The organism is Mesorhizobium sp. P5_C1 (assembly GCF_054049815.1).
Genome location: NZ_JBFULQ010000027.1, coordinates 1 through 24175 on the forward strand (window position 1 = coordinate 1; position 24175 = coordinate 24175).

Here is a 24175-nt window from a genome sequence, read left to right on the forward strand (position 1 = left end):
AAGGTAGGGTTGGAAATTGTCATGCGGCTGGCTGCCGCCCGTGCTCGAGATGGCATTGGCCGCCATGGGTGACGCGTTGTCAGCCAGATTGTAGTAGGTCTGAGCCTGCGTGTTGGCCAACACCGAACTGGTCGGCAGCTGCGACGTTGCCGTCGCCGTGGACCCCAACGGCGGATGCGAATGCGCCGGAATCTGGGCGACTGTCAGCGTGACCGTTTCGACGCCGCCGGTCTCGGCCAGGATGAAGCCGTTGCCCTGATGGATCGGAAGGCGACCTTGCAGATCCGGCAGTGCGAACGTGCTCTGACCGTCGCCGCCATAGCTCGTGCCGATCAGTTGGAACAGCGTCTCGTACTCCGAGATCGGCAGAAGTTGCCCGCTGCAGAACATCCAGCCGGCCGGCGCGAAATTACCGGCAAATATACGAATTTCGCCTACATAGGGTTGTCCCATGGTTGCGCYCCCTCAATTCGGCGACGGAAAGATGCCCTGCAGGGCAATGCAGAAACTCAGCGTCAGAAACGGCTGCATGTTGATATGCGCCTGGCTGCCACCGGTATTCGAGACCGAAGCCGGCGCCATGGCCACCAGCTGAGTGGCTGTGCCGTAGGTGTTGGCAGGAGCTTTTGTGAGAATCGCGCCATTCGGATTGGCGACCCCTCCGGGATTGCTATTGGCATTGATCATGTGCGTGTGCGTGGGCAATTCCGAGATCGATAGCGTATGGGCCGGCTCGCCGCCGCGCTCGCCGAGCGTGTGACCGCTGCCGACGTGGATCGGCGTACGTCCCTGATAGTTGGGCAGCGCGAAATTCACGCGGCCGTCACCGCCGAACGTCGTTCCCAGCAGCGAAAACAGCGCCTGGTTCTGGTTGATGGGCAGCAACTGCCCATTGCAAAGCGCCCAGCCCTTGGGCGCGAACACAAAAGACATGATTCTGATTTCGGAAAGAAATGGTTCCGACATCGCCGCTCCCTCACATTTGGTCCATACTAAACAGATACTGCTAATTTACGCAACGTCATGCAAGAGGCAAATAAAAGAATTTGTTTAACTTGCCTTTTATTAAATTTCGCCGGCAAACAACCATGGGCGCCGCGCAGCACAAAACAACAGCGCTGCCAGTGACCTAATGGCCAACGCTCCTATCATGACAGGGCGCTGGCCGTCCCGATTCGGTTCCTCGGGACAGCCGACGCATGGAGGCGAACTATCCTCAGAAACCACCGGTCGGCAAACTCGGCAGCGTGACGGAACCGACGGTTCCGAACGAACCGGTCTGCGAGACCGTATCGCCATTGTTGTTGCCGCTGACGGCGCCGACGCCACCCTGGATGTTGAACGTGCCGTTCAGCTGCCGCAGTCGGATTTCGCCGAGTGTCGATGCACCCAAGGTCGTGTTGTTGCCGGAAATGTTAAGGTTGAGCGTTTCGCCGTCGCCGGCGCTGCTGTTCAGGACATCCAGAACGTGGCCGCCGGTTGTGCTGTTGTTGGTAAACACATTGTTGAGGATCGTGGCGTTCAGGACCGCTGTCGTCCCCGACGCCACCGTGCCGCCTATGTTGGTGATATCCAGTGTTGCGCCGGTGGCGTTATTGGCGTTGTTGACGGCGATGTTGCCCTGGATCAACAGATTGTTGACCATGTCTGCACCGCTCGTAAACGTATCGAAATTCGTTTCGAACTCGATGGCCGAACCGCTGTCGACGTTGCCCTCGGTTCCGACTGGCGAGGTGTCGCCGATGTGGTTGTTCTGGATGGTCCAGTTGGCATCGTTCACGCTGCCGCCGCCGACCGAGACAACCGAGATGTGAACGCCTTGCTTGGAGACGTTGTTGATCGTGTTGTCGGAAATCGCGACGGCAAGCTTTCCGAGATCGTGTGAGTCCGCCTCGACCTGGACGTCGATGGCGCGGCGGCCGTTCACGAAGCCGGCGTCGTTGCTGATGGTGTTGTTGCGGATGGAGCCGTTGATCTGCCCGCCATCGGGTGTCGCGGCGCTGCCACCGGCCGCGTCCACCTGAACCACGCCGGCCAGGGTCGTCAACCTCGCCAGATTGTGGAAGATGTTGCCGTCGGCCGCGGTCGGTCCGCCAATGGTGAAGTTGAGAATGCCGTTGGCGGAATTGGACAGATAAAGCGTGTTGTTGCCGTCGCCGCTTGTATTGTCCGCGTCGTGGAAATTGTTCTTCTGCACGATGGCGTTGACGGTGCCCGAACCCTGGTTGCTGATCTGCACGCCGTCCTGATCGATCAGGGTGAATTCGCTGCTGGTCACGTTCACCGTGCCGGAAGTCGTCCCGAACAGGTTGGCGAGGAAGCCGTCCGCGCCGGTCGCAGAAGTCGTGAACAGCGCATGGTCGACCGTGAACGAGGTGAAGTTCGTGTTGGTGTTGAAGAGAAGGACGCCGTTCGACTGCGACGACTGCCAGCCGGAAACCTTCGAGTTGTTGTCGAAGGCGTTGACGCCGGTGATGTTCTGGGCAAACCAGCCATTGCCGCCGCCAAAGCCTGCCGGATTGCCGCTCGATCCATCGGACGCCGGGTTGGACGCGCCGGGATTGGTGATGTTGACGGCCGACAGTTTGATGTTGCCGCCGCCGATGCTCTGCACACCGTCCAGGCCGGCATTGGTGATGTTCATCTGGCGCAGATTGACGTTTGACGCGTTGGTCAGCACCACGCTGTCTCCGGTGGTGTTCTGGATCGTGCCGCCGGTGCCATTGAGCACGAGGAAGCCGCCTGATGTGGCACCATCGCCGGTAACGGTCAGCCCGTTGGCGCCGGTGTTGTTGAGCACGATGCCGTTGACGGCGCCGTTGGCCGAGATACTCCGGAATGTGAGGCCGCTCGCGCCGATCGTGGTGTTGGCAACGTTAAGCGCCGTGCCCGTGGTCGAGGTTATCGTGTTGACGCTGCCCTGCACCGTCACCGTGCCGCCGCCGGTGGCGTTGAAACCGATGCCGCTGGTGGTGTTGATGGCCAGGCCGCCGCCGGTAAAGTCGACCGTCGCGCCGGTGTTGTTGGTCAGGCTGACGCCGGCAGCCGTCCCCGAGCTGATCGACTTCGACGCGCCGGAGAAGGTGATGGTGCCGGCGGCATTGCCGTCGAGGAAGATGCCGGTCTGGCCCCCCACACTGTGGCTGATGTTGCCCGACAGGGTGATGTTTTGCGCGGTCAGCGCCCGGTCCTGGATGTCGAGGCCCCGCCCGGTGCCGCTGGTGATGGTGCCGGCATAGGTGAGACCCGCGGTGCCGCCGGTGTTGGCGCCGCCGGCGCCGTCGCCGATACGGATCACGGCAGCATTGCCGCCGACCAGCGAGCCGCCGCCGAGACTGACCGTCCCGGTGCCGGTGACCGTATCCATGATGACGGCGCTGCCGCCGCCGGCGCCCTTGGTGGTCGTGGCGAAATTCACGCCCGCAGCGGCGACGATGACCGTGTCGAGATTGACGGCGATGCCGCTCGTCGTCGTGATCGAATTGCCGGCGCCGGTCACCGAGACCGTGCCACCGCCCGTGGCATTGAACCCTGTTCCGGAGGTGGTGTTGATCGCCAGCCCGCCATTGCTGAAGTTGATCGTCGCGCCAGCGTTCGTCGCCAGGTCGACCGCCGTATTGACGCCGGTGGTCAGCGTCTTGGTGCCGCCGCTGAAATTGAAGGTGCCGCCGGTGTTGCCATGGACAAAGATGCCGTTGTCGAAGCCGCCCGTGGCGGTGAGATTGCCGGCCAGCGTGATGGTGCCGCTGGTGACGCCGGAGATATCGACGATCTTGCCTGCCGCGGCGGTTTTGCTGATCGTACCATTGTAGGTGACGGTTGATGTACCACCGGCGACAAGGAAACCGACACCGCTCGGATTGGTGATCGAAGTGCCGCTGGAGAAGCTGAACGTGCCGCCCGAGCCGTTGAGGATGTCGACGCCGGCATCGCCGCCATTGAGCGTCGTGGTACCGTTGAAATTGTAGGTGCCGTCGGCATTGTCGAATTGCAGGCCTGTGCCGTTGGTCGCCGACAATATGCCGGTCTGGAAGGTAATCGCGCCGGTGGCGTGGCCGCCCGAAATGCTGACCATGGCGGCGTTGTTCGCCTGGGTGATGTTGCCGCCGTAGGTGACGGCTGCGGTGCCGCCGACGACGTTGAACGCGGTTCCGGTCGGGCTGGTGATCGAGGTGCCGCTGCCAAAGCCGAAACTACCGCCCGATCCGGTGAGGATGTCCACGCCGGCGTCGCCGCCATTCAGCGTCGTCGTGCCGTTGAACAGATAGGTGCCGTCGGCATTGTTGAACTGCAGGCCGGTGCCGTTGGTCGCCGACAGCGTGCCGGTCTGGAAGGTGATCGTTCCGGTGGTGTGGCCCGTGACCGAGACCAGCGCGGCGTTGTTGGCCTGGGTGATGTTGCCGTTGTAGGTGACGCTCGCCGAGCTTGTGTCGACATTGAACGCGGTTCCGGTCGGGCTGGTGATCGAAGTGCCGGCGCCGAAGCTGAAGGTGCCGCTCGACCCGGTGAGGATGTCGACGCCGGCATCGCCGCCATTGAGCGTGGTTGTGCCGTTGAAATTGTAGGTGCCATCCGCATTGGCGAACTGCAGGCCGGTGCCGTTGGTCGCCGAAAGCGTGCCGGTGTTGAAGGTCAGCGCGCCGGTGTGTCCGGCCGAAACGCTGACCAGGGCGGCATTGTTCGCCTGGGTGATGTTGCCGCCATAAGTGACAGCGACCGTGCCGCCGACAACATTGAACGAAGCGCCCGAAGCACCGCTCAGCGCGCCGGAGCCGAGGCCGATGGTGCCGCCGACACTGGTCAGGCTCACATTGTTGACGCCGCCGGCCGACGAGGTCGAGTCCAGCGCGATGGTGGCGACGACACCGGAGAGGTTGATCGCCTGGCCACCGGTGGCATTCACGGTCTCGGCGGCCGCGGAAGCGGTGATGCCCATCGTGCCGCCCGTGCCGGCGATACCGGTACCGGTGGTGGTGTCGATGGTCAGGCCACCGGTGAAGCTGGTCGTGCCGCCGCCCTGCGAGAGACCGATGCCGCTGGTCGTGTCGATGTTGGCGAGGCCGGTGACATTGAGCGTGCCGGATGCAACGTGGATGCCGCCGCCGGTTGTCGAGGTGTTGTTCACCGTCACTGTGTTGAAATTGAAGGTGCCGGTGTTGGTGTTGATGGCATCGATGCCGAAGCCCGTCGTGTTGGAAACGCTTGTCGCGCCGGTGACGGTGAAGGTGCCGGCAACGCCGTCGAAGGTGATGCCGCTAGCGACGCCGTTGACGACGGCGCTGACGCTGGACAACGTCATGTTGACGGTCAGCGGATCGAGATCGAAGGCCGCGCCGTTGATGGTGGTGACCACGCCGGCGCTGCTGTTCAGCGTGAAGGCAGTGGTCTTGGTGTTGGCGATGACACCGGTGCCCCCAGTGTTGGCGAGGCTGAGCGTGCCCAGATCAAAGGTGCCGCTGGTGTTGGTGAAGCTGAGGCCATTGCCCTGGATGCGCGTGCCGGGAGTGCCCATGCCGAGCGTGCCGGCACTGACGGTGCCGCCGGCGCCGTTGGAATCGAAGCGGACATTGTTGAACACGATGCCGCCGCTGCCGGCGCCGCCGGTCACTTTGTTGCCGGCAAACGACCTGATCGCGATCGAATTGTCCGTCGCATTGATGTTCTGGCCGACGAAGGACGCCGCCAGTCCGGACGCGGTCGACCTGAGCGTGTTGCCGTCGATCGAGAGGATAAGCTTGTCGGCTGTCGCCGCGCCGCTCGTCGAGAAGTCGAGTGCGTTGCCGCCGGCGGTGATGGTGTTGTTCTTGAGCACGAAATTGGAAGCAAGCGTAGCATTGACGAAAATGCCGGCGCCGCTGCCGCTGTTGATGGCCGTGACGTTCTGGACCCCGGCGGTGATGACGCCTGTGCCGCTGAATGGCAGGTTGATCGTCGCGGCCGCGCCGCTGCTGGCCAGGATCGGGTGTGAATTGTCGAGGCCGCCGGGGTTCGTGACTACCGTCGAAGCCTGGATGGTGGTGAAGTGGAAGGAGGACGGCGCGCCAAGGCCGCCGCCAACGCCGAGCGGCCCCACGTCGATGTCCGCATCGCCGGACATGAACGAGATCACCGCTTGCCCGTCCTTGAGGTCGAGCGAACTGTTGCCGATGTTGATGGTCGCCTGGTTCGTGTCGACGGTCTTGTCGATCAGCACGAAGACATTGGCGCTGGAAGCCTCCGCCTGGGCGACGCTGCCCGGATTGAGGAAGCTGCCGTCACCGGTGCCCGAAATCTCGCCGGCGGCGTCGATGTAGTAGACGCTGATCGCCGACAGGTTCGAGATGTCGCCGACGAACGTGACGTCGTCGAAATCGTAATTGCCGCTGAGCGGCAAGGTGTCGGTGGCGTGGATGACCTGGCCGCCGGTGGTCGAGATCAGCGATTCGGCCGGTCCCGCGCCGTCACCGAACACCAGCGTTGCATTGGTCGTGCTGGAGAACTGGATGCCCTGCGCGACATTGGTGATGGTCGACGTCTGGGTGCCGCCGGGGTTGACGGTGTCGCCGAGCTGGATGGTGGCCGCGCCCGTGGTCCCGGCCATGTCGATGCCGAGCGTGCCGGCAAAGCCGCCGCCGGCGACATCGAAATCGCCGGCGTTGATGCCGGTGCTGATGATCGCGCCGTTGAGATCGAGGCCGATGGCGTTTGCGCCACCGAGCCCGATGTTGAGGCTGGTGATGCTCAGCGCCGAGCCGAGCGTGCCTGCGACATCGAAGCCACGCGAGGTGATGCCTTGCAGGTTGACCGTGCCGAGGATGATGCCGCCGCCGCCGACATTGTTGAGCGAGACGCCGGTGGCGGCGCCATTGGTGGAGATGGAGCTGAAGTTGACGCTGCCCGCGCCGACCGTCGCGTTGTCGAGCTTGAGGGCGGTGCCGGTCGTCGTGGTGATGGTGTTGTTGCTGCCGTTGACGGTGACCGTGCCGGCGCCGAAGGTGCTGGCGGTGAAGCCGGTGCCGCTGGTGGTGGTGATGCCGAGGCCGCCGCCGGTGAAGGCGAGCGTTGCCGTGCCCTGTCCCGGGCCGATGCTGGGCTGCTTGACGACAGCGTCGTTGGCGCCGGTGTTGAAGGTCTTCGTCGCCCCGGAGAAGGTGATCGTGCCTTCCGACGAACCATCGACCAGGACACCGGTGCCGCCTGTGTGATTTATGGTGCTCGAAATGTTGTAAACGCCGTCGGCGTTGCCGCTGAAGACGAAGGCCGTCGACGCCGTGGTCGAAAGCACCGAACCGCTGAGGTTGAGGGTGGCGAGGTCGCCACCGCCGGCGCTCACCACGCTGCCCGCATTGACCTTGACCGAGCCGTTGTAGTTCAGCGTGCCACCGGTATTGCCGCCGACAGCGATGGCAAAGCCGCTGGTGCTTGTCGTCGCGCCGATGCTGGCGGTACCGCCATTGCCGCCGATGTTGACGGTGCCGCCCATCACGCCGTTGAAATCAATGCCGCGCGTGCCGCCGTCGATGGTCAGGCTGGACCCGGCGACATTGGCGATGTTGACCGTTGCAACCTGGCCACTGAACTGGAAGCCGGAAGTGTCGACGTCGATGTTGGTCGTTCCGGTGAAGTTGACGGACTTCCCGGAGCCGGTCGTCACGCCGGACACGGTGACGCCGATGACACCCGTATTGGTCAGGCCGCCGATGTTCACATTGCCGGCGAGGTCGACGGTGTTCAGCAACACGCCGCCACCGGCAGCGGTGGCGACCGACGAAATACTGTCGAAGGCGATGCCGCCACTGCCGACATTGGCAAAGCCCACCACCAGCCCGTCACCGCCGGAAGCGATGGTGTTGTTGGTGCCAGTTACGCTGACGCTGCTGCCGAACGCGACGAAGCCCGCCCCGCCTGTCGTCGTTATGTCGAGACCGCCATTGGTGAAATTGATCGTGCCGTTGGTGTTGGGGGCCGGAGTACCCGCCGGGAACGCGCCGAGGATGCCGAGGCTGACGGCATCGGTCGTGCCAGAGCTGATCTGCTTGCTGGCGCCGGAGAAGGTGACGGTTGCCGCCGTGCCGTTGTCGATGTTGGCCACGACGATGTTGCCGCCGGCCGTGGCGTTGCCGTCGGTCAGGTTGCCCGACAGCGTCACCGAGCCGCCGGTGAKTTCCCGGATCGAAACCGCCGCACCGGACCCGTTGCTGGCGATGGTGCCGCCATAGGAGATGACCGCATTGCCGCCGCTCGCATTGGTGGCCGAGCCGACGTTGAAGGCCGCGCCCGCACCGGTGTTGGTCAGCGTGCCGGTGCCGAGATTGAGCGAGCCGGTCAGGTTCTGCAAATTGATGCCGTTGCCGGCGGCGAAGCTGGCGCTGACCGAGGTGAAACCGCCGCTGACGGTCGCGTTGCTGATGCTGACGCCGGTGCCGTTGGTGGTGGAAACCGTGTTTGTGCCGGACAGCRCCACCGCGCCATGGTCGGCAGAGAAGCCGACGCCGCCGCTGTTCTGGATGGCGAGGCCGCCCGAGAAGGTCAGCGTGTCGGTGCTGCCGGCCAGGCGCTGCCACTCGACGCCGCCGCCGGTGGCGTTGGTGATGGAGACCGCGCCGGCGAAGGTCACCGACGCCGCGGCGAGGGTGGTATTCTGGATCTGGATGGCGTTGGACGTCGTGCCGCCGATCGTCACCGGGCCGTTGAACAGAAGCGTCGGCGACGCGGCGAGGTCGGACAGCAATATACCGTTCTGGCCGCCGCCGCTCGAATTGATGGCGCCGAACTGCGCCGAGCCGCCGGAACCGTTTTCGACCCTTGTGCCGTTGCTGAACGAGATCGCCGGCAGGCCGGTGGTCGTCACCGTGTTGCCGGCCGCGCCGAAGAACAGCGTGCCGCCGAGATCGGACACCAGGCCGGCCGCCTCGACGGTGTTGACAGTGACCACGCCCGAGAAGCCAACACGGTTGCCCGGGATGATGCTCGCCCACAAGGCACTGTTGAGCCCGGCGCTGGCGCCGGTACCGTCGATATTGAAAGTGGCCGTGCCGAGGTCGATGTTGTTACCGCCTCCCACCGCACCGCTCGCGACGACACCGATGGCGCTCGCACCGGGGAACGTTGTGCTGGTCGCCGTCTTGACCGCGACATTGGTCGTGTCGAATTTGATGTCGCCAGCCACACCGACCAGCAACAGGCCATAGCCGCCGACGCGGTTCGCCGTGGTGCCGGCGACAAAGGCGCCGCCATCGACCTGGTCGATGGCGGGGGTGGCCGCATTGGCGTCGAAAATGGCGGTCGTCAACAGGAAGCCGCCGACTTCGCCCTTGTTGCCGAGAAGCGTGATGTCGGAGAAGGCGCTGACCTTCATGGTGCCGGCGCCAGCCGTGCCGTCGACCGAAGCGATGTTGCCGCCCGTGGCCGAGAGGGTGAGGTTCGACAGCGCAACCTCGCTGTTGGCGGCCCCGTCGACGATCGACAGTGCGCCACCGTCGCCACCGGCGATCGTCGCCCGGTTGAGCACAAACTCGGTGATGGCGGTGCCATGCACGCCAATGCCGGTGCCGGTGTTGCTGATGATGACGTTGTCGATGCTGGCGCGGCCGGTGAAATCGACCGTGTTGCCACTCGCCGTCGTCAGCGTCGGCAGCACGGTGTCGACGCCGGCAGGCGCATCGATGATGCTCGACGAATTGATGTTGCTGAACTTGAAGTTGCCGCCGAGCGTGCCGCCGACACCGCCATAGGGCGCGGTGTCGATGGAGTCGCCGGCCTTGAGGCCGATCAGGATCTGGCCGTCGGCGAGATTCAGTGTGTTGTTGCCGCCGCCATTCTGCTGCGCCAGCATCATGTTGATCAAATTGCTGGTGCCGTTCTGCGACCTGTCGATCAGCGCAATGATCTTGGCGCCTGACGCTTCGGCGCCGGCGATCGAGCCTGGATTGTCGGCGGTGCCATCGCCGGTGCCGTTCGGGTCGACATAATAGATGGTGGAGCCCTGCGCTTCGGAGATATCGCCGATGAAGCCGCCGGTGGCGCCGTTGACATCCTTGAAATTGTAGGTGCCGCCGGCCGGGAAGCCGCCGGTTGAATTCAGGATGTCGACCGCCTTGACCGTCGACAGCTTGTCGGCGGCACCCTCGCCGTCGCCATAGATGAAGTTGACCGCGGTCGTGTTGCTGAACTGGAAGCCGATGCCGGGGCCAGCGCCGGGGCCGCCGATGGCGGAAGCGGTGGTGTTGGCCGGCGCGCCGGGATCGCCGAGCTGGATCGTGCCGGTGCCGGTGGTGTTGGTGAGGTTGACCGCCGTCGTGCCGGTCGAACTCGCGCTGGTCAGGTCGAAATCGCGCGCGGTGATGGTGCCGTTGACCACGGCATTGGCGAAGGTGATGCCGGTCGCGCCATTGCCGGTCATGGCGATGCCGAGGCTGGCGAAGGACAGCGTGCCCGAATTGGTGCCGGCAACGCTGACGCCGCTCTGGTTCAGGCCAACATTGGTGACGTTGGTGGCGCCGAAGGTGACGGTACCCGAATTGCCCGACAGGCTGATGCCCGTCGCGCTGCCACTGGCCGTGACCGCGCCGAACATCGCCGTACCGGCGACATTCGAAACGGCAAGCCCGGTTCCGGTTGAATTGGTGACGGAGAGCGGAGTTGTAGCGCTGAAGCTCGCGCCGGCGCCAAGCCCGCCAATCACGGCCCCGCCGCCGCCGGTCGCCGTCAGCGCCGAACCGGTGAAGCTGATCGCGCTGTTGGTCGGCGCCGTCGTGGTGCCGATGGCAAACAGATTGCCCGTGCCGGTCGACGTGACGCTGCCGCTGAAGGTCACCGAGCCGCCGGTGGTGCCGTCGATCTTGACCGCCGTGCCTGGTGCGCTTGCCGAACTGGATATGCCGGCCGAAACCGTGATCGCTGCGCTGCCGCCGGAAACGACGACGCCATCGCCGCTGCCGGAATTGGTGATGGTGCCGCCGATGCCGATCGTGCCGGTGTTGTTGGTCAGGCTGACGTCGGCGCCCGAAACCAGCGTCGTCACCAGGTTGCCGACATTGACGGTCGCGCCGCTGCCCTGCACCACGAAGCCGGGGCCGTTGCCGACAACTGTCGCGATGCTCGTCGTGCCGTTGAACGTGTAGATGCCGCTGGCGACATTGGTCAAACGGATGGCATCGCCATTGACGCGGCTGATGTCGACGGCGCCGAAGGTGACATTGCCGCCGCTGGTGTTTGCTATGACGATACCGCTGGAAACGATACCGCCCGAGCCATCCACGGTGACGCTTGCGAAGTTCACACCAGCCGCGCCGATGGTCATTCCGGTACCGCCGATGAGAATCCCCTTCTCATCCGGCCCGGCGCCGGTCGCCACGGTATTGCTGGCGCCGGTCACCGTCAGCGTACCGCCATTGATGGCGCTGAAGCCGTAACCGCCGTCGGTGGTCAGGTCGAGCCCGCCGGTGAAGTTTATCTTCCCGCCGGTGTTGCCGCTCAGGTCGATCGCGTTGGCGGCGCCGGTGCTGGCGGTGATCTTGCCGGTGAAGCTGGCGCTACCGCCGGTCATCGCGTTGATCTTCACCGCGCTTGCCGCGCCGGTCTGGTTGATCGTGCCGTTGTAGGTCAGGTTCGGCGCGGACGCATCGATGTTGACGGCGGTGCCTGAAGTGGTGCTGATCGAGCTCGCCGCGCCGAAGGTAAAGGTTCCGCTCGAACCATTGAGGACCGCGACACCCGAGCCGCTGCCGCCGGTGATGTCGAGATCGTTGAAGCTTGCTGTGCCGTCGAAATTGTTGGCCAGCACGGCGTTGACGCTGCTGCCGGTAATTGTCGTGTTGCCGGTGAAGTTGACGCTTGCGGCCGAATTGGCGAGCACGATGCCGGTCTGGCCTGGGGCCTGGATGTGCAGATTGTTGATTGTAACGGTGCCCGACGCGCCGTCGAGGACGAGACCGGTGGCGGCACCCGCGATCGTCACGCCACCGACGTTCAGGCCGTTGACCCCAGTTCCATCGATGGCAACGCCTATGCCGTTGCTGACGCTGAGGTTCTTGACGAGGTTGCCGTTGGCGAGGTCGATGGTGCTGTTGGCGGCGTTGTTGAGCGTCGCCCCGCCGAAGCCGAATGGATCGGCCTGCGTCGCGCCGGTAACGACATGGGTGCCGGTGACATTGGCGGGTGGGCCACCCAGGGTGACGGTACCGCCATTGGCGAAGGAAACGATCGACTGGCCGTTGGCCAGCGTGAAGCCATCGGCGTCGGTGTCGGTGGTCTGGACAGCCGCCGTCTTGACCAGCACGAAGATCGTGCTGGCGCTGGTGGTCAGATCATCGGCGGCGGCGGCATTGATCAAATTGCTGGCGCTGGAGCCATCGCCGAGGGGGCCGGTGCTGGTGGCGCCGACATAGATGACATTGGCGGCGTCGAACAGCTGCGGCCCGTTCAGCACCGTGTCATGGAAGGCATAAGTGCCGCTGCCCGGGTTCAGGCCGCGCATGTCGAGCGAAGCCGTCGTGCCGGTGATCGATCCGCCGCCGAACGAGAAGGTCGTGTCGGCGGTGGCTCCAGCCGCGCCATGCGTGCCCATTTGCACGCCGGTGCCGGCTGAAATGGTGCCGGTGCCGATCGTCACCGAGCCGCCGGTGGTGCCGGAAAGATCGATGCCGGTCGAACTGCCGGCGCCGGCGATGTCGAGCGAGGTGGCGGTGAAGGTCGACTGGCTGCCCGACAGGTCGAGCCCGGTCCGGCCGGTGGGCAGGCCGGTGATGTCGATGTTGCCGAAGCCGATCGTGCCGTTGGTGCCCGAAACGTCGATGCCGTTCTGGGTCGGCTGGCTGATGCTCACATCGCCGAACGTTACAGCGCCGGAATTGCCGCTGAGCAGGATGCCGTTCACACCAGCCTGGTTGATCGTCACCTGGCCGAACGTGACGGCGCCGGTATCATTTTTGAGCGAGATGCCGTCGCGGGATGGATTGGTGATGGTGACCGCGCCACCGAAACCAACCGTGGTGGAGCTGTCCCAGATGGTAATGCCGTCGAAAAGGGCGTTGGAGACCGTCGTCGCGCCGGTAACGGAGAAATTGCCGGAGGTGTGGAACAGGCCGACTCCACCCTGTCCGCCGGACTGGCTCAGCGCGTCCAGTGTGACATCGAGCTGGGTGCTGTTGGCAAGCCCGAGACTTTGGACTGTGAAGCCTGCCAGGCCGTTGCCCGAAATCGTGCCGCCAGTGATCGTCAGCTTTGCGGCGCCGATCGAATTGACGAAGACGCCATCGCCGCCATTGTCCTTCGCGTCGAGCGTCTCGAAACCATAGGTTCCTCCGCCGACGACGAACAGGCCGTGGCCGGTGTTGTTCGAGAGTGTCGTCGTGCCGGTGAAATTGTAGGCTCCGGCGCCGTCGATCGGCGGGCCGCTGCCGTCGATCTGCAGGCCGTCGCTCGTATTGCCGGTCGAGCTCAAATTGTTGGCGGTGACGCTGTTGACGCCATCGAACAGCAGACCATCGAGAGCGGCGCCCGAAACATTCAGGCCCGAAATCGTGACATTGCTGACGTTGCTGCCGTGGACACCGTTGGCGCTGCCGCCGGCGATGTTGAAATCGCGCAGCGAGCTGTTGTTGGCCAGGGTGACGACATCGCCGCTGCCGGAATCGGTCAGCGTCGCAGCACCCCCTGCATCCGAGACGACGCCTGTGTGTGTGATGTTGTCGCCGGTAATGTTGACCGGGATACCGCCGAGCGAGAAGGTCCGCCCGTTGCCGAACGAAGCCAGCGTCTGCCCGGCGCTGAGCGAGAAGCCGTTGACATCGTCGATGGCCGTGCCGCGATTGACCAGCACGAAGATCGCATCCGCGTCGGTGTTGGCATCGGCCGTCGCGATCGTGGCCAGGTCCAGCAGCGAGGAGCCGTTGCCCGAGCCGGTCGCGGAAGCGCCGACAAAGATCAGATTCTGGACGTCGAACAGTTGCGGGCCGCTGAACGTGGTCGAGCCGAACGCATAGTGGCCGAGCGTCTGGTTGAGGCCACGCGCGTCGAGCGAAGCGGTGATGCCGGCAATGGAACCGCCGCCGAAGCTGAACTCGGCATTGGCCGAATTAGCCGGCGAGCCGGCAATGCCGAAGCGCACGCCGGTGTCGACCCCGGCGATCGTACCGCCATTGGTGATGGCGATCGTTGCGCCGCCCGAGGTCGGCGACGAGAGATCGATGCCGATCGACCCAGCAGCACCGGTGCCGGTGACGTTGAGCGACAGTGCGGTGAAATTCGTACGGCTGCCGGAGAAGTCGAGGCCGGTGCCGACGCCGAGGCCGGAAATGACGATGTTGCCGGCGACCACCGCTGCATTGACGCCGGCAAACGAAATGCCGTCGCCGCCGGGGGCCGAGATGGCAACGTCGCCGAAGCGGATCGCCGCCGGCGAATTCGAAATGGCGATCGCCGGTCCGGTTGTGTTCGAGATCGTCGTCGCGCCGTTGACGGTGAAGCTGCCCGAGACCTGATCGAGCACCACGCCCGACGTGCCGCCGGACTGAGTGATCGAATCCAGCACCACATGCGCGGTGATCGGGTCGATGAAGACGGCGGTGCCGCCATTGCCCGACACGGTGCCGCCGGTGGTGGTGAAGCTGCCTGATGTCGCGGTGCCCTGCACGGTAATGCCGCGGTCGGCATTGTCCTTCGCATTGAGCGTCGCGAATGTATAGGTGCCCTTGCCGGTCGCATCGAGACCGTCGTCGCCATTGCCTTGCAGCAGCGTCGTGCCGGTGAAATTGTAGGTGCCGTCGCCCTCGATGTGCAGGCCGTCGAGGCCGTTGTTCTCAGCGGTGAAGTCCGAGCCCTTGATGCCGGTCGAGGTGCCCGTGAAGTCGGCGCCATTGCTACCGGCCCCGGTCACCGTGACATTGGTCAGCGTGGCGCCGGAGATGTTGTTGCCGAAGATGCCGTTGGCGCCGCCGGTGATGGTGATGCCGTTCAGCGTGTTGCCATTGCCCAGCGTAATGACGTTGTTGGCCGGATTGGTGCCCTGGATCGTGCCGTTGCTGCCGCCCAGGTTGAAGCTGCTGGTGCCGCCGCCGAAAAGCAGGGCGGTGACGCTGCTGCCACCGCCGATGACGGTCTGGCCATTGGTCAGCGTCACGCCGCCGGTGGTGATATTGCCGCTGCCGCCAAGCGCCACGACGAAGCCGTTGCCGGCCTTGGTCACCGCATCGTCCAGCGTCGTTGGATCGCCAATGGTGCCGAGGCCGAGCGAGTTACCGCCGTCGGCGAAGAAGAACTTGCCGAAAGCAGCGCCCGTGGCGGCATTGATGGCGAGGCGCGTCGTCGTGCCGCCGTTCACGTCCTGCGACTGGATCCTGACGCCGATATCGCCGCGCACGCGCTCGTTGACGCGTTTGCGCAGGCCTTCGCTGACCGGATAGACCGGCTCCGGCCCGCTGTCGGCCCCATTGTCGGCATTGTCAGAGCCGTGGCCGGGATTGAACGGGATGTTCAGCCGGACGCTGCCGGCGAACTGGGTGTCGTCGCGATTGTCGTTGCGGACCTCGCCGGCCAACACCAGCGAGGTGTTGCTGCCGAAGACATCGCCGATCGTATACTCGAACCCGGCCTTGGCGCCGGTGACGCTGTGGTCGTCGCCGTGCGGATCCTCGAAGTGATAGCCGCCGATATCCAGCCGCAGCGAATGCTTGTCGGGCAGGTTGATCGGCACCTGTGCGCCGACCTCGCCCTCGATGCCCCAGGCCGCGTATTGGCGATGATCAATCACCGATATCTGCTCGAGCAGCTGGTTTCCGACCATCGACAGGGTCGAGTCGGTGGAGCGGTCTTTGTAGTCGCCCTTGATCGGCAGATAGACGTTCACATGCGCGTCGAAATGCGGCGTGATCGCCTCGGCGCCGAGCGTCGCGGCGGTGAACTGGTTGCTGTTGAAGTTCTCGACGTTGAGATAGGCGTAGCCGCCGATCATCAGGTCCGGATTGACGATGCGGCGGACGCCGAGGCCGACATCCTGGCCGAAACCGTCCTTAAAATCGTGCTTGGCCCGGACATCCAGGAACAGCACCGATTCGGCCGTCTGCTTCAGCGGAATGAAGCCTTCGAGCGCGGCGTTGCCGCCATTGTTGTCAGCGCCGACGATGGCGCGCACCTGCGGCTGCCACAACCCGTTCGGGTCGGCATAGGCCGACATGCCTGAAAGGCCAAGCGCCAGCGTCGTAAGCGCCGTCGTCTTCCACAGATGCCTGGCAATTTGCGAACGGCGATAGCCGGCGCGCACGCGGAAGTCCTCCCCACGCGCCGCCATCTCACCAACTTGCCGAGATTTCTCGGTAGTTCCCATCCCAGGCGAGTCCTTCTGGGACTGCACGTCCCGCGTGTTCAAGTCTTACGCAGATTGTATTGTATAGCGAGTCTCGGCTCCTTCGATTTCTAGAGGTTTCCTCCAATTTTCTTTCGTGTGTCCGAAAGGTCACAGTACTTTTGCCGGCTTTCTTGGCGCCGGCCTAGCTTCCGAAACAGTCCCGAGTGTTGTATCAAACCCCACCGATGAAAATACCTGACGAGGAAAGAAAGAATGCGGGGCCTAAAGAAAATGTCATCAAGTTTAGCTCTTGCTAATCTAATGATCACAAGTTCAGCCGCCCTGTGGCTGGTCCTGTCGGCGGCAGGACCGGCCCTTGCCGAAGACGCCAAGCCGGCCCAGCCCAAACCGACTGATTCCAATGCAAAACCTGCCGATGCCAATCCGTGGGCGGTAAACTGCTCTAGTGGCTCGGCAACCGCCGAGCTTCAGTGCCAGGTGTCGCAGAACCTGACCGAAGCCAAGTCCGGACAGCGCGTGCTGACCGTGACCGTGCGCCGCGACAACGGCAATGGCGGCCTGGCCATGCTGCTCGCGCTGCCACATGGGCTGTTCCTGCCGTCCGGCGCCTCGTTCCAGATCGACCAGGGCCAGAAGACAGTGCTCGCCATCCAGACCAGCGACCAGAACGGCGCCTATGCCGCCACGCCGCTGTCAGCGGATATCATCAAGACCATGAAGTCGGGAACCAACCTGAACATCGGCATGGAATCGGTCACCCGCAAGCCGGTCACCATCCCGGTATCGCTCGCTGGCTTCACGGCTGCCGTCGCCAAGCTGGAATCCATCAAGTAGCGGGGGTGCTGTCGCGCCAACATCACGCAAGTCCGCACACCTCTGCCCCCATGAAACCGGGCTTGATTGTCTCTACCCGGAATGCTCCGTTGCCGCTTCGGACATCCGGAGAAGAATTCATGACGGGGTTTGTCGACCGCCTGCGCGCGACGCAACTGATGGAACGCGCCGGCCTGCAGGCGCTGGTGCTCTGCGCGCCCGAGGCATTCCACTATGCGACCGGTGCCTGGATCGGCCCGGCGGGACTGTTCCGGCGAGCCGGCGCCGGCTTCGTCGTCATCCCGGCCCGGCAAGACCTGCCGATCGGCGTCGTGGTGGCCGACTTCAACGCGACGCAGTTGCAGGCGGCATTGCCGGACGCCGTGGTCCGCAGCCACCCGATCTGGATCGAAACCGCCACGCTCGACGTCTCGACCATCGGCCATGCACTGGCGCAACGCATCGAGACCGGCCTCGCATCCTCTGGCCGGTCGCCCGACTTTTCCCGGCCAGCGACATTCGACCTGGCCAGTTCCGCCCGCGAGCTGAAGCAGATCCTGACAGGCTTCGGGCTTGACCGCGCGACCATCGGCGTCGATCTCGATTTCATTGCCGTCACCGATTTTTCGGTCCTGCAGGCGATGCTGCCGGGTTGTTCGATGGTCGACGGTTCGGCGGTTCTCGATCGGTTGCGGGCAGTAAAGTCGCAACGCGAGATCGAGCTGCTTCAGCAAGGCATCATCCTGTCGGAAGCCGGGCTGGACCGGTTGCAGGTGGACGCCATGGCCGGCATGCGCCAGGCCGATCTCGTCGCGCTCTACCGAGACGGCGTTGCCTCGGCCGCGGCCCGCCTATCGCATCCGGTTGCTACCGCCGAATACGTTACGCTGGGCGCCCGGGCCAAAGGCGCCGATGCCAAGGCAATGGCCGGCGATCCGCTGAAGTGCGACATGGTCTGCACCGTCGGCGGCTACGCCTCAGACATGTCGCGCAACTTCATTTTCGGGTCGCCATTCGCCGAACAGGCCGAGCTCCATGCCATCGCCGAGCGGGCCTTCGAGGATGGGCTGGCGGCCCTTGTTCCGGGAGCCTCGCTCGGCCATGTGCACCGCGTCGCCAGCGACAGCCTGGCGCGGCAAGGGCTACGCTCCTACCGCCGCGGCCATTTCGGCCATGGCGTCGGCCAGTCGGTCTTTTCCGAACAATGGCCGTTCATTGCCGCCGACAGCGATGTCGTCATCGAAGCCGGCATGGTGCTGGCCTTCGAAGTCCCGCTCTACATCGACGGCCTCGCCAGCTTCAATCTCGAGGATCAGTTCCTGATCACGCCGGACGGGCCGGTTGCCATGAACCGCTTGCCAAGACGGCTGGAGACGATTGGTTAGCGAGGGCGGGTTTGGTCCTGGTCGTTGCTCACTGCGGGAGTAGCGCTCCACAGCGCGATGCGCCAAGGTCGATAATTGAGTTTTCGCGCCGTGTTCGGCGCCTTTGCGGCAAGAGGGAAGAAATGCTCGACATGGCACCATCGAAACAGGCGGCCGCATGGCTCGGCTCCTTTGCCAAGGCGCTCGAAGCGGGCGATGTGGCGGCGGCAAGCAGCCTGTTCGTCGACGACTGCTACTGGCGCGATCTCCTGACCTTCACCTGGAACATCACGACCATGGAAGGACGCGGGGCGATCGCCGATATGCTCGCGTCGACGCTGGCGGCGACGAAGCCGACGGCTTGGCGGCTGACCGGCGAGGCGACCTCGGACGAGGGCACTGTCGAGGCCTGGTTCAGCTTCGAGACCGCATCGGCGCGTGGCCAGGGCGTCATGCGCCTGCGCGATGGCCGCTGCCGCACGCTGTTCACCGCAATGACCGACCTGAAAGGGTTCGAGGAGCGCAAGGGACCCGCGCGGCCGCTGGGCGTGCGCCACAAGGCCGACCCCGGCCGCGAGACCTGGACGGAGGCGCGGGCGCGCGAGACGCGCGACCTCGGCGCCGGCGAACAGCCCTATTGCCTTGTCATAGGCGGCGGTCAGGGCGGCATCATGCTGGGCGCGCGGCTCAGGCAGCTCGGCGTGCCCACCATCGTCATCGAGAAGAATGCGCGCCCCGGCGATTCCTGGCGCAACCGCTACCGCACGCTCGTGCTGCACGATCCGGTCTGGTACGATCATCTGCCCTACATTCCGTTCCCGGAAAACTGGCCGGTGTTCACGCCCAAGGACAAGATGGGCGACTGGCTGGAAATGTACACGCGCGTCATGGAGCTCAACTACTGGGTCGCCACGAAGTGCGTCAGTGCCTCCTATGACGAGGCCGAAAAGGTCTGGACCGTCGTCGTCGACCGCGTCGGCCGCCACATCACGCTGAAGCCGAAGCACATCGTGTTTGCCACCGGCGCATATGGCCCCCCGCGGCAGATCGATCTGCCGGGCGCCGATCAATTCAAGGGCGAGTTGCTGCACTCCAGCCAGTACTCCAGCGGCGAGAAATTCCGCGGCAGGAAGGTCGCCGTCATCGGCGCGGCAAGCTCGGGGCATGATGTCAGCGTCGACCTCTGGGAGAGCGGTGCGGAGGTCACCATGATCCAGCGCTCGCCGACCACAGTGGTCAAGTCGGACACGCTGATGGAAGTTGGCTTCGAGATCTTTTCGGAGAACGCGCTGGCGCGCGGCATCACCACCGAGAAGGCCGACATGATCGTCGCCTCGACGCCCTTCGCGTTGGTGCCGAAGGGCCAGCAGGCGCTCTACGAGGTGATCAAGGCGCGCGACGCGGCCTTCTACGACCGCCTGCGCGCCGCCGGCTTCGCCATCGATTTCGGCGATGACGAGACCGGTCTGCTGATGAAAGCATACCGCACCGGCTCCGGCTACTACATCGATGTCGGCGCTTCCGACCTGATCATCGACGGCGAGATCGGCGTGCGCAGCGGCGTCGCCATCAAATCGCTGACGCCGAGCGGCATCCTTTTCGAGGACGGCAGCGAGCTTGCCGCCGACGCGATCGTCGCCTGCACCGGTTTTCAGTCAATGAACGAGACGGTGGCCGCGATCGTCTCGCGCGAGGTCGCCGACAAGGTCGGCCCGTGCTGGGGGCTTGGCTCCGGCGTGAAGGGCGATCCCGGACCCTGGCAAGGCGAGTTGCGCAACATGTGGAAGCCGACTGCTCAGCAAGCGCTGTGGTTCCACGGCGGCAATCTGGCGCTGTCTCGCTTCTATTCGAAATATGTGGCGCTGCAGATCAAGGCGCGCATGGAAGGGATTGAGACGACCGTCTATGGGGCGTTCAGCAACGCCGGTCGGTGACGCCCGATCTTCCCCCACGTGGGGGAGATTGGCTCTCATCACTCGTGCCGATGCCCAAAGTGCTGCGCCGCCACCTCGACATGCGTATGCGCGGTGTGCGCCTCGAAACGCTCGGTCTCGCTGGCATCGTTGATCGCCTCGTTCGGCCACCAGGTGCCGCCGATGGCGATGCCTTCGCAGACCAGCCGCTGGTCGGCGACCAGCGACGCGCCGACCGCGTCGACAAAGGTAAAGCGACCTGGGCGCTGCCGCAGCACGGCGACGTCGCCGACGGTGCCGACCGCCAGCGTGCCGAGGTCGGGCCTGGCAATCACCTGCGCCGGGGCTTGTGTCGCCGCGCGTAGAACCTCGACCAGCGGCATGCCGAGCGCCAAAAGCTTCGACATGCAGACCAGGATGTCGAAGGCTGGCCCGTCGACGCAGTAGAGATGGACGTCGCTGCTGATCACGTCGGGCGCCAGCCCTTCCTCGAGCATGGCCCGGGCGACCGCGAAATCGAACGAGCCCATGCCATGGCCGAGGTCGAAGATGACGCCGCGCTCGCGCGCCAGCCGCATGTCCGGCCGCACCGCGCCCGAGGCGAACACCGGCGCGTTAGGGAACGGCCGGAAGCAGTGGGTGAGGATGTCGCCCTTGCGCAGGCGCGGCAGCACTTCCGAGCGGCCGGGCGGCGGCTCGTCGATATGCGCCATCAGCGGCAGGCCGGCCTGGTCGGCGGCCTCCAGCGCCAAGTCGACCGGGGCGATGCCGCTGGTGCCGCCGGCATGGCGGCCGGACCGAACTTTGACGCCGACCACGACATCGCGGTGTTCGCGCGCCGCGGCCACGACCTCGCGCGGTTCGCACAGCCTGAGATCGCTGCACTCGCCGACCGACACCGTCTGCGAGAAGCCGAAGATGCCGGCAAAGGAAATGTTGACATAGGCCAGGATGCGAACCTTCGAGCGCTCCATGACATGGCGGCGGAAGCCGAGGAAATTGCCCGCGCCCGCACTGCCCGCATCGATGAAGGTGGTGGTGCCGCTTTTGGCGGCCAGTCGGTCGGCATCGACGCCGAGCGACGTGCCGCCCCAATAGACGTGGCTGTGCAGGTCGACGAGGCCGGGAGTGACGATGCAGCCGGCGGCATCGACGATCTGCGCGGCGCGGTCGGCCGGGATATCGACATCGACCGCGGCAATGCGGCCATTGGCGATGGCGACATCGCGCGGCGCATCGAGCCTGGATGCCGGGTCGATCAGCCGTCCGCCCTTCAGCAGGAGGTCGAATTGCATTGAGGTAACCTCCGTTTCGTTGTTTTGCCGCCTCAAGACTTAGACCGGCCGGTAGGCCACCGCCTCGACTTCGATCTTGATGTCGATCATCAGCCGCGACTCGACCGTGGTGCGGGCCGGCGGGTTCTTCGGGAAATGCCTGGCATAGACCGCGTTGAAGGCGCAGAAATCGCGCGCGTCCTCAAGCCAGACCGTGGTCTTGACGACATCGTCCAGGGTGCAGCCGGCCAGCGCCAGCGCGGCCTTCACATTGGCGAGCACCTGTTCGGTCTGTTCCGTTATGCCGCCCTTGACCACGATGCCGTCGCTGCCTACGGGAACCTGGCCCGAGACATAAACGAAATCGCCGGCGCGCACGGCCGGCGACAGCGGCACATGCGACGTTCCAAAACACTGCTTCGGCAAGGGATCACCTCCTCTGATGACGTGACGGGATGCCATGGCGGCTCCCGCTTCGATCGACATCTACAGCGATCGGGGCGATCCTCATAGGGGTTCTGTTGGAAAGCAACATTTTCACAGAATCCATGTTGCTTTATTACAGAAGCGCTTGCATCGTGCGCGCCGTCACGCTGCTTTGAAGCCGCGACGATAGACGCACTTGCGAGACCGGAGACAGTGAAAAATGACCTACGACAAGAACCCGTTTCCGGCCGGCGATTCCGATCGCCATGCGCTCTGGGAAATGTTGGTGCGGCGCGACATCGACGCCTTCATCGGCCAGGACTGGTCGATGGTCGAGGATGATTTCGTGGCCTCGAGCTTCTTCGGCATGCATGCGCATTTCCTTAGCAATGCCGACGCCTGGCGGCTGCAGTTCCCGAGGCTGGAGGTCTATCGCGACGAGTGGCTGCGCCAGGCCAAGGAGACCGCGGCGACGAAATTCGCCGAACCGCTGCGCGAGGCGCTGTTTCGCGTCACCAACATGCGTGACATCGATGTCGACGGCGACCGCGCCGTGCTGCACAAGAAATTCGACGGTTCGGTCGCCAAGGCCGACGGCAGCGTCGACAGGCTGAAATGGCAGACGCTGTATTTCTRCACCAAGGTCGGCGGCAGCTGGAAGATTGCGGGCTTCGTCGGCTACATGCCGCATCCGCTTGGCAGCTCGTAGCGCTGGTTGAGCGGCGCTGCGCCGCTGATCAGTAGATCGTGACGAAGGCCGGGAACAGCAGGCCGGTCGCCCGGAAATGCTCGACCAGTTCGATGGCCGGGAAGATGGCGAGGAAATAGAGCCCGTCATAGAACGTGCGCTTCAGCGCCTGCGTCGAGAACTGCATCTGGTCATGGTCATGATACAGAAGCGGATTTGGCCAGAACCGGGGCGTGTTCTTGACATAGGCAAGGTAGGTCGGGCCGAACTTGCCAAGCAGGAATCCGGCTTCCTTGCGCGCCGTGATGTGGAAGATGAAGAAGCTGGCAAGACCAAGCGCGACGGCCGCCAGCAACGAGCCGTAGAGCAATCCGACCCCAACCGCGCCGACCGTCGAGAAAAAGTAGAGCGGGTTCTGGGTAATCGAAAATGGTCCGGTCGAGACCAGTTCCTCGTTCTTCTTGCCGCCGACATAGAGGATGCTCCACAGCCGTCCTACGACACAGACCAGTACCAGGCAGAAGCCGAACRGTTCGAGCGTCTCGTGCCCGTTCGAGCCTTCGCTGAGCGCCGGTTTTGTGAGAAACAGAAGCAGCACAGCCAGCACAGCCGCCGCCCGCACGAAGATCAGCCGCTTGCGCTGGTTGAAGGCCCGAGAAACCGGCTTTAGGGTAGCGTAGGTCATCGTGTTTCCTGAAGCCTGGCAACCGGGCGTCCGGCAACCTGGGGGCACTGGGCCACCCCATTGATGGCGGATGCAAGGCGTACGGCATTCTATCAGCGCACCGCGAGGCGTTCGTAAAGGCCTTTCGCGCGGCCCCAGCCCATTCTTACGAATTTGTAAGCCGCCGGACAGGCGAGCGTGAACTCGCTTCCCTACTGTGCTGGTGTCGGATCGGCCACCACCGGGCCGGATTCAATTGCCGCAACCGGCATCAAACAGGGAAACATCTCATGAGACGATTTGCGCTGGCCATCGCAATGGGCACCCTCGCCTTGTCCAGTCCGGTTTCCTCCGTGTTTGCCGCCACCGCGCCTTGCGAGGATACGCTGAAGACCCTTCGTGCGGCGGAGGCGGCAGCCACGCTCAGCGCCGCGGACAAGGCGAAGGTCTCGGAACTGGAAGCCAAGGGCATCGAACGCTGCAACGCCGACGACGACAAGCGCGCCGACGAGTTCTTCGCCCAGGCCATGAAGGTCATGGGCAAATAGTGCCGCGAACCACCAGCCGCAGGACGTCCGCCATGCTTTCTCCCACTACGCCAAATCTCGCAGTTCCCAGCCACAACAGGGTCCCGGAGGTCACGGTCGATTTCTGGCTGATCAAGCTGATGGCGGTGACCATGGGTGAAACGGCGGCCGACTATCTCGCCGTCAACCTCGGCCTCGGGCTGACCGTCACCTCACTGGTC

At 64.4% G+C, this 24175-nt stretch carries 11 protein-coding genes and 1 pseudogene; 6 read left to right on the forward strand and 6 right to left on the reverse strand.

The genetic code is table 11. From position 1 onward, the window contains the following. The 3 genes from ACXJ7R_RS04210 to ACXJ7R_RS04220 form a co-directional block, all read right to left on the reverse strand. Window positions 1-453, reverse strand: a 453-nt coding sequence (locus tag ACXJ7R_RS04210; protein WP_457150722.1) for a phage tail protein, incomplete at its 3' end; no start/stop codon positions are given. Window positions 454-465: 12 nt separating this feature from the next. Continuing rightward, on the reverse strand, window positions 466-966 hold the full coding sequence (locus tag ACXJ7R_RS04215; protein ID WP_457150723.1) for a phage tail protein: 501 nt from the start codon (window positions 964-966) through the stop codon (window positions 466-468). A gap of 250 nt (window positions 967-1216) precedes the next feature. Next, the gene (locus tag ACXJ7R_RS04220; RefSeq protein WP_457150724.1) at window positions 1217-16267 is read right to left on the reverse strand and encodes a hypothetical protein; all 15051 of its coding nucleotides are present in this window, start codon (window positions 16265-16267) and stop codon (window positions 1217-1219) included. Window positions 16268-16585: 318 nt separating this feature from the next. On the opposite strand from ACXJ7R_RS04220, the gene ACXJ7R_RS04225 reads away from it, so the two are divergent. The 3 genes from ACXJ7R_RS04225 (at window position 16586) to ACXJ7R_RS04235 (ending at window position 20396) form a co-directional block, all read left to right on the forward strand. Next, window positions 16586-17119, forward strand: coding sequence for an invasion associated locus B family protein (locus ACXJ7R_RS04225; RefSeq protein WP_457150725.1), 534 nt, complete (start codon window positions 16586-16588; stop codon window positions 17117-17119). A gap of 119 nt (window positions 17120-17238) precedes the next feature. Next, window positions 17239-18483 carry a M24 family metallopeptidase gene (locus ACXJ7R_RS04230; protein ID WP_457150726.1) on the forward strand — a complete coding sequence of 415 codons (1245 nt, stop codon included), beginning with the start codon at window positions 17239-17241 and terminating at the stop codon, window positions 18481-18483. 122 nt (window positions 18484-18605) lie between these two features. Next, on the forward strand, window positions 18606-20396 hold the full coding sequence (locus ACXJ7R_RS04235; RefSeq protein ID WP_457150727.1) for an NAD(P)-binding domain-containing protein: 1791 nt from the start codon (window positions 18606-18608) through the stop codon (window positions 20394-20396). A 38-nt stretch (window positions 20397-20434) separates the two neighbouring features. On the opposite strand, the gene ACXJ7R_RS04240 is transcribed toward ACXJ7R_RS04235, so the two are convergent. Next, window positions 20435-21670: an amidohydrolase/deacetylase family metallohydrolase gene (locus tag ACXJ7R_RS04240; protein ID WP_457150728.1), complete on the reverse strand. Its 1236-nt coding sequence runs from the start codon at window positions 21668-21670 to the stop codon at window positions 20435-20437. Between the two features lie 39 nt (window positions 21671-21709). Continuing rightward, window positions 21710-22111, reverse strand: coding sequence for a RidA family protein (locus tag ACXJ7R_RS04245; protein WP_457150729.1), 402 nt, complete (start codon window positions 22109-22111; stop codon window positions 21710-21712). Window positions 22112-22295: 184 nt separating this feature from the next. Between ACXJ7R_RS04245 and ACXJ7R_RS04250 the strand changes: the two genes are divergently transcribed. Next, on the forward strand, window positions 22296-22784 hold the full coding sequence (locus ACXJ7R_RS04250) for a hypothetical protein (protein WP_457150730.1): 489 nt from the start codon (window positions 22296-22298) through the stop codon (window positions 22782-22784). Window positions 22785-22812: 28 nt separating this feature from the next. On the opposite strand, the gene ACXJ7R_RS04255 is transcribed toward ACXJ7R_RS04250, so the two are convergent. Next, window positions 22813-23448: a methyltransferase family protein gene (locus tag ACXJ7R_RS04255; protein ID WP_457150731.1), complete on the reverse strand. Its 636-nt coding sequence runs from the start codon at window positions 23446-23448 to the stop codon at window positions 22813-22815. 269 nt (window positions 23449-23717) lie between these two features. Here ACXJ7R_RS04255 and ACXJ7R_RS04260 point away from each other — a divergent pair, with 269 nt between their 5' ends. Together ACXJ7R_RS04260 and ACXJ7R_RS04265 are read left to right on the forward strand one after the other, a co-directional pair. Beyond that, window positions 23718-23975, forward strand: a complete 258-nt coding sequence (locus ACXJ7R_RS04260) for a hypothetical protein (protein ID WP_457150732.1) — start codon at window positions 23718-23720, stop codon at window positions 23973-23975. A gap of 32 nt (window positions 23976-24007) precedes the next feature. Beyond that, window positions 24008-24175, forward strand: a pseudogene (locus tag ACXJ7R_RS04265) (hypothetical protein); the annotation flags it as partial.

Bases quoted from the DNA above. Each gene is read 5' to 3' on its own strand.
- ACXJ7R_RS04215 (WP_457150723.1), bottom strand. From the start codon at position 966: ATGTCGGAACCATTTCTTTCCGAAATCAGAATCATGTCTTTTGTGTTC.
- ACXJ7R_RS04225 (WP_457150725.1), top strand. From the start codon at position 16,586: ATGATCACAAGTTCAGCCGCCCTGTGGCTGGTCCTGTCGGCGGCAGGA.
- ACXJ7R_RS04230 (WP_457150726.1), top strand. From the start codon at position 17,239: ATGACGGGGTTTGTCGACCGCCTGCGCGCGACGCAACTGATGGAACGC.
- ACXJ7R_RS04235 (WP_457150727.1), top strand. From the start codon at position 18,606: ATGCTCGACATGGCACCATCGAAACAGGCGGCCGCATGGCTCGGCTCC.
- ACXJ7R_RS04240 (WP_457150728.1), bottom strand. From the start codon at position 21,670: ATGCAATTCGACCTCCTGCTGAAGGGCGGACGGCTGATCGACCCGGCA.
- ACXJ7R_RS04245 (WP_457150729.1), bottom strand. From the start codon at position 22,111: ATGGCATCCCGTCACGTCATCAGAGGAGGTGATCCCTTGCCGAAGCAG.
- ACXJ7R_RS04260 (WP_457150732.1), top strand. From the start codon at position 23,718: ATGAGACGATTTGCGCTGGCCATCGCAATGGGCACCCTCGCCTTGTCC.